The organism is Micromonospora sp. NPDC049799, assembly GCF_040656655.1.
GTDB lineage: Bacteria > Actinomycetota > Actinomycetes > Mycobacteriales > Micromonosporaceae > Micromonospora.
Window position 1 is genome coordinate 1 of the sequence record NZ_JBFAMU010000309.1, and the last position, 5,916, is coordinate 5,916.

Consider the following 5,916-nt stretch of genomic DNA (forward strand, 5'->3'; position numbering starts at 1 on the left):
CCACCACGCGGGCGAGCATCGGCTCCGCCGCCGAGGCGCGGGAGGCCACCGTGGCCGAGTACGACGCGTCGTAGAGCGCGGTGCGGATGTTGTCGGGCGGTCCCGGTGGCGGTGGCGGTGCTCCCGGCGGCGGTTTCCGTCCGGGTGCCCCGGCCGGTGGCGGCGGTCGTCCCGGTGGCGGCGGTCGTGGCCGTGGCGGTGGCGCCGCGGGTGCCTTCGGGCGTCCGGGTGGCCGGCCGACCCGCGGTCGCAAGTCCAAGAAGCAGCGCAGACAGGAGTTCGACAACCTGTCGGCCCCGACCATGAGCTCGGGTGCTCCCCGGGGTCAGGGTCAGGTCGTCCGGCTCTCCCGTGGCGCCTCGCTGTCGGACTTCGCCGACAAGATCAACGCCAACCCGGGTTCGCTGGTCCAGGAGATGTTCAACCTGGGCGAGATGGTGACGGCGACCCAGTCGTGCTCCGACGACACCCTGCTGCTGCTGGGTGAGCACCTCGGTTTCGACGTGCAGATCGTCAGCCCGGAGGACGAGGACCGCGAGCTGCTCGCGCAGTTCAACATCGACCTCGACGCCGAGGTCGCCGAGGAGCGCCTGGTCACCCGTGCGCCGGTCGTGACCGTCATGGGTCACGTCGACCACGGTAAGACCAAGCTGCTCGACGCGATCCGTAAGGCGAACGTCGTGGCCGGCGAGGCGGGTGGCATCACCCAGCACATCGGTGCCTACCAGGTCCACGTCCCGCACGAGGGCAACGACCGCGCGGTGACCTTCATCGACACCCCGGGTCACGAGGCGTTCACCGCCATGCGTGCCCGTGGTGCCCAGGTGACGGACGTCGTGATCCTGGTGGTCGCGGCGGACGACGGCGTCATGCCGCAGACGATCGAGGCGTTGAACCACGCCAAGGCGGCCGACGTGCCGATCGTGGTGGCGGTCAACAAGGTCGACAAGCCGGAGGCCAACCCGGACAAGGTCCGCCAGCAACTGACCGAGTACGGCCTGGTCGCCGAGGAGTACGGCGGCGAGACCATGTTCGTCAACGTGGCAGCCAAGCCGGGCATCGGCATCGAGGAGCTTCTCGAGGCCGTCCTGCTGACCGCCGACGCGTCGCTGGAGCTGACCGCTCCGATCGACGGGCCGGCGCAGGGTGTGGCCATCGAGGCGCACCTGGACAAGGGCCGCGGTGCGGTGGCGACGGTGCTGGTGCAGAAGGGCACCCTGCGGGCGGGCGACTCGATCGTCGCCGGTGGGGCGCACGGCCGGGTCCGGGCGATGCTCGACGAGAACGGCAACCAGGTCGCCGAGGCGGGTCCGGCACGTCCGGTCCTGGTCCTGGGTCTGACCGCGGTGCCGAGCGCCGGCGACACCTTCCTCGCCGCGGCGGACGACCGCACGGTGCGGCAGATCGCCGAGCAGCGGCAGGCGCGGCGGCGGGCGGCGGCATTCGCCAACTCCCGTGGCCGGGCGACTCTCGAGACGCTCATGGAGCAGCTCAAGGAGGGCGAGAAGACCTCGCTCAACCTGGTGCTCAAGGGCGACGTCTCCGGTTCCGTGGAGGCGCTCGAGGACGCGCTGTTCAACCTCGACATTCCCGAGGAGGTCCAGCTCAAGGTCCTCGACCGGGGTGTCGGCGCGATCACCGAGAGCAACGTCATGCTCGCCAGCGCCTCGTCGGAGCCGGTCACGATCATCGGCTTCAACGTGCGGGCCTCCAACAAGGTCCGCGAGATGGCCGACCGCGAGGGCGTGGAGATCCGGTACTACACGGTCATCTACCAGGCCATCGAGGAGATCGAGGCGGCGCTCAAGGGCCTGCTCAAGCCGGAGTACGAGGAGGCCGAGCTGGGCACCGCGGAGATCCGCGACGTGTTCCGCTCGTCCAAGATCGGCAACATCTCCGGTTGCATCGTCCGGTCGGGTGTCATCCGGCGCAACGCCAAGGCGCGTCTGATCCGCGACGGGGCGGTGGTGGCGGACAACCTCACCATCAGCTCGCTCAAGCGGTTCAAGGACGACGCCACGGAGGTCCGCGAGGGCTTCGAGTGTGGTCTGACCCTGGGTGGTTACAACAACGTCCAGGTCGGCGACATCATCGAGACCTTCGAGATGCGGGAGAAGGTTCGCTCCTGATCCGCGGCTGACGACAGTGGTCGAGGGGTTTACGCCGGTCTGGCGTAAACCCCTTGATCATGTCCGGGGTTGTCCGTAACGTCCTGAGTGATGTTCACCGGAACCGCGGTCTTCGACCTGCTTCTGCCGGGCGACTCACGGTCGCTCAAGGCCAAGAGATCATATGTACGGCCGATCGTCGCGGCGCTGCGTCGCTTCGAGGTGTCGGCCGCCGAGGTGGGTGCGCTCGACCTGCACGGTCGGGCGGAGATCGCCGTGGCGGTGGTGGCCGCCGAGGCGGCGCACGTCCGAGAGGTGCTCGACTCCTGTGAGCGCCTGGTGGCCGGTCGGCCCGAGGCCGAGCTGCTCTCGGTGCGACGGCGCCTCTACGGCGAGGACGACTAGCCGCTCGGGGCCGCCCCGCCGGGCCGGTCCCGACCGGCGTCACCGGGCGTGACGGCGCGACCGGCTGCGGAGGCGTGTGGTCACTGGTACGGGCGTGGTCCGCGACACCGACGGTGACGTCCGGGGGCGCGGGCGGCGAAGGTAGTGTTCGAGATGTTGGCCGGTCGGCCGGTGACGCTCCGCGTCGTCCGGCGGCCGGGAGCGGGACGCCGTGGAGGTGGCGAGATGTCGGATCCGGCCAAGGTACGCCGGCACGCGGAGCGGGTGCGGGAACTGGTCGCGTCGGTGGTGCGGAGCCAGATCAAGGATCCGCGGCTCGGCATGATCACCATCACCGACGCCCGGATCACCGCCGACCTGCGCGACGCCACCGTCTTCTACACGGTGCTCGGCGACGCGGCGGCCCAGGCGGGCACGGCGGCGGCCCTGGAGAGCGCGAAGGGCATGCTGCGCAGCACCGTCGGCAAGGCGCTCGGGCTTCGGCACTCGCCGACCCTGACCTTCGTCCTGGACGACGTGCAGGACCAGGTCAAGCACATCGACGATCTGCTCGCGCAGGCGCGTAACGCCGACGCCGAGGTGCAGCGGCTGGCCGCCCGGGCCGAGTACGCGGGCGAGCCCCAGCCGTACAAGGTCGACGAGGACACCGACGCCGAGGACACCGACGCCGAGGACGCCGAGGACGACACCTCGCCCCGGACCGGGCGGTGACCAGCTCCGCGGCCGGCTCGACCGGCCTCACGGTCGACCGGGCCCCGGCGGGGGAGATCCCGCCCGGGGCCGGTCCGACGGAGGTCGAGTGGGCCGCCGCGGTCGCTGCTGTCCGAGATCTGCCGCCGGACGGCCGGGTGCAGTTGATCTGCCACGTGAACCCCGACGGGGACGCGCTGGGCAGCATGCTCGCCTTCGGCCTGGGGCTGCGCCACCGGGGTGTCCGGCAGCTGCGGGCGACGTTCCCCGGTCCGCCCGAGGTGCCGGAGCCGTTCCGTGGCCTGCCCGGTCTGGACCTGCTGGTGCCGGCGACCGAGGCGTACCCCGATCCGGACCTCGTGGTCTGCTTCGACGCGGCGAGCGAGTCGCGCCTCGGTGAGCTGGTCGACCGGCTGGAGACCGCCGGCACCGCGCTGGTGCTCGACCACCACGCGTCGAACACCCGCTTCGGCGGCGTCAACCTGGTGGACCCGCACGCCGCGGCCACGTCGGTGGTCGTGGAGGAGCTGCTCGCCCGCCTCGGGGTGCCGCTGGACGCCGGCATCGCGGAGTGCCTGTACGTGGCGCTCAGCACCGACACCGGTTCCTTCCGCTTCGAGGCGACCACCCCGGCGGTCCACGCGATGGCGGCCCGCCTGCTCGCCACCGGCATCCGTCCGGGCGACATCTCCCGGCGGATCTTCGACACCCGGCCGTTCGGCGCCGTCCGCCTCTTCGGCGAGGTGCTGGGCCGGGCCCGGCTGGAGCCCGCCGCCGCCGGTGGGCACGGTCTCGTCTGGACGTACGCGACCCTCGACGACCTGACTCGGCACGACCAGCGCCCGTACGTGCTGGAGGCGTTGATCGACTCGGTGCGGTGCACCGCCGAGGCGGACGTGAGCTGCGTGGTCAAGCAGACCGGGCCGGACGGGTGGGCGGTGTCCATGCGCAGCAAGGGCGCCGTCGACGTGTCCCGGGTTGCGGTCGCGTTGGGCGGTGGCGGCCACCGGTTCGCCGCCGGCTTCACGGGGCACGGCACCGTCGAGGAGGTCGTCGGGAGCATCCGTGCCGAACTCGGCGCCGCTCTCGTCACACCCGGCCCCGCCTGAGCCCCCGAAGATCAGGGACAGCTCCGGGGAGTGTCCGTCTTCCCGCCGTGTGTGAACGCGGGGAGAATCATGGGATGGAGCAACCCCACGACCTCACCGTCGAGGCGCCCCGCGCCTGGGACCGGCCGGCCGTGGCCGTGCCGGTGCTCGTCTGCCTCTCGTTGGTCGGCGGCCGGTTCGCGTCCTTCTCGACCGAAGCCAATCTCTACACGCTCGGCACCGGCGGCGTACTGATCTGGCTCGGTCTGAGCAACCGGGTGCCGCGCCGTCCCGCACCGCACCGGCTCGGGGCCGGAGCGGCCTGGTGGGCCCTGCCGGTGGTGGTCTTCGTGGTCTTCGAGGGCGCCACCTTCGTGATGGCGGCGGGGGACGACTTCCCCACCTTCTCCCGGCTGGCCGACCCCCTGCTGGAGGACCGGCTGGTCCGGTCCGCGGCCTGGCTGGGCTGGCTGTCCGCGTTCTGGGGCCTGGTGCGGCGATGATGCGGGCCCTGGCTATCGGCGGCTTCCTGGCGTCGCTGGTGCTCTTCGCCGCGGTGGAGTGGGCGGCGCGCCGGGAGGGCTCCCGGATCCCGACCCTCGGCGACGTGTGTGCGTACGTGACGCGCTACGAGGTGGGTTCGGTGCCGGTGGGCCGGATCGGACTCCTGGGCTTCTGGTGGTGGCTGGGCTGGCACTTCCTGGCCCGGTGAGCCGGCGTTCCGGCTGTCCGAATGGCGGGAAGCACGGCGAAGCATGTGGACCTGAACGATAGCTTGGGAACTGGCCGGCGCCCCTGGTGGCGCCTGGTCACGGGCGGTGGGGCCGCACCCGGCGTCGCCTCCCTCCAGGGTCGGACCGACCCCGGCTAGCGCCGCCCATCGGCCGCTCCGGTGATCCCGGACCGCTGCGGGCGCACAGCAGCAGGACGACTCCGTGCGTGTCGCCGTTCGGTGACCCACGCCCTGGAAGGGATCACCACCATGCCGAGCAAGCCCAAGCCCGAGACCACCGACGAGGCCCGCGAGCAGATGCGCCGCGCGCTGCAGACCTCGATGGACACCCGTCAGTGACGCTGACGTCGATCGGCTGACGCCCGGCCGGACGGCCCGTACGCCGTCGGAGCCGGGCGTCGACCGTGTCCGGCGACCCACGCCGGCAGACACCACCCGGTAAGCACTGCGAGTTGTTGCGTCCCTTACCTGGCGCGTGCCAGGATCGGCGGCGATGAGTCAGCCCACCGTCGCCGCCACCCGGCCCGCGTCGCCGCGCCGGATCGCCGCGCTCGCCCTGCCGGCCCTCGTGGTGCTCGCCGCCGAGCCGCTCTACGTCCTGGTCGACACGGCCGTCGTCGGCCACCTCGGCCAGGTTCCCCTCGCCGCGCTCGCCGTCGGTGGCACGGTGCTGACCCTCGTCGCGTGGCTCGGCGCGATCGTCGCGTACGGCACCACGGGGCGGTCGGCCCGCCGCTTCGGTGCCGGTGACCGGGCCGCGGCGGTGGCCGAGGGCGTCCAGGCGTCCTGGCTGGCACTCGGCATCGGGGTGCTGGTCGCGGTGGGGATGCAGCTCGGCGTCGGCCACCGCACCGCCCTCTCCGGCGAGGGTACGCGCCAGCGCGCCACCGCC

6 protein-coding genes and 1 pseudogene are annotated in these 5,916 nt (G+C 72.2%); all 7 read left to right on the forward strand.

The window, feature by feature from the left end; translation table 11 throughout:
• Positions 1-2,129, forward strand: a pseudogene (gene infB, locus AB0I76_RS20680) (translation initiation factor IF-2); the annotation flags it as partial.
• A 90-nt stretch (positions 2,130-2,219) separates the two neighbouring features.
• Positions 2,220-2,513: a DUF503 domain-containing protein gene (locus AB0I76_RS20685; RefSeq protein ID WP_357037782.1), complete on the forward strand. Its 294-nt coding sequence runs from the start codon at positions 2,220-2,222 to the stop codon at positions 2,511-2,513.
• Positions 2,514-2,738: 225 nt separating this feature from the next.
• Positions 2,739-3,224, forward strand: coding sequence for a 30S ribosome-binding factor RbfA (gene rbfA, locus AB0I76_RS20690; RefSeq protein ID WP_357037785.1), 486 nt, complete (start codon positions 2,739-2,741; stop codon positions 3,222-3,224).
• Positions 3,225-3,280: 56 nt separating this feature from the next.
• The gene (locus tag AB0I76_RS20695; protein WP_357037794.1) at positions 3,281-4,312 is read left to right on the forward strand and encodes a bifunctional oligoribonuclease/PAP phosphatase NrnA; all 1,032 of its coding nucleotides are present in this window, start codon (positions 3,281-3,283) and stop codon (positions 4,310-4,312) included.
• A gap of 74 nt (positions 4,313-4,386) precedes the next feature.
• Positions 4,387-4,794, forward strand: a complete 408-nt coding sequence (locus AB0I76_RS20700; RefSeq protein ID WP_357037788.1) for a hypothetical protein — start codon at positions 4,387-4,389, stop codon at positions 4,792-4,794.
• A complete protein-coding gene (locus tag AB0I76_RS20705; RefSeq protein WP_357037797.1) occupies positions 4,794-5,003 on the forward strand; it encodes a DUF6186 family protein in 210 nt (69 codons plus the stop codon). Before AB0I76_RS20700 ends, AB0I76_RS20705 begins: the two co-directional genes overlap by 1 nt.
• 514 nt (positions 5,004-5,517) lie before the next feature.
• Positions 5,518-5,916 (forward strand): MATE family efflux transporter (locus tag AB0I76_RS20710; RefSeq protein ID WP_357037791.1); only part of this gene is annotated, 399 nt, incomplete at its 3' end.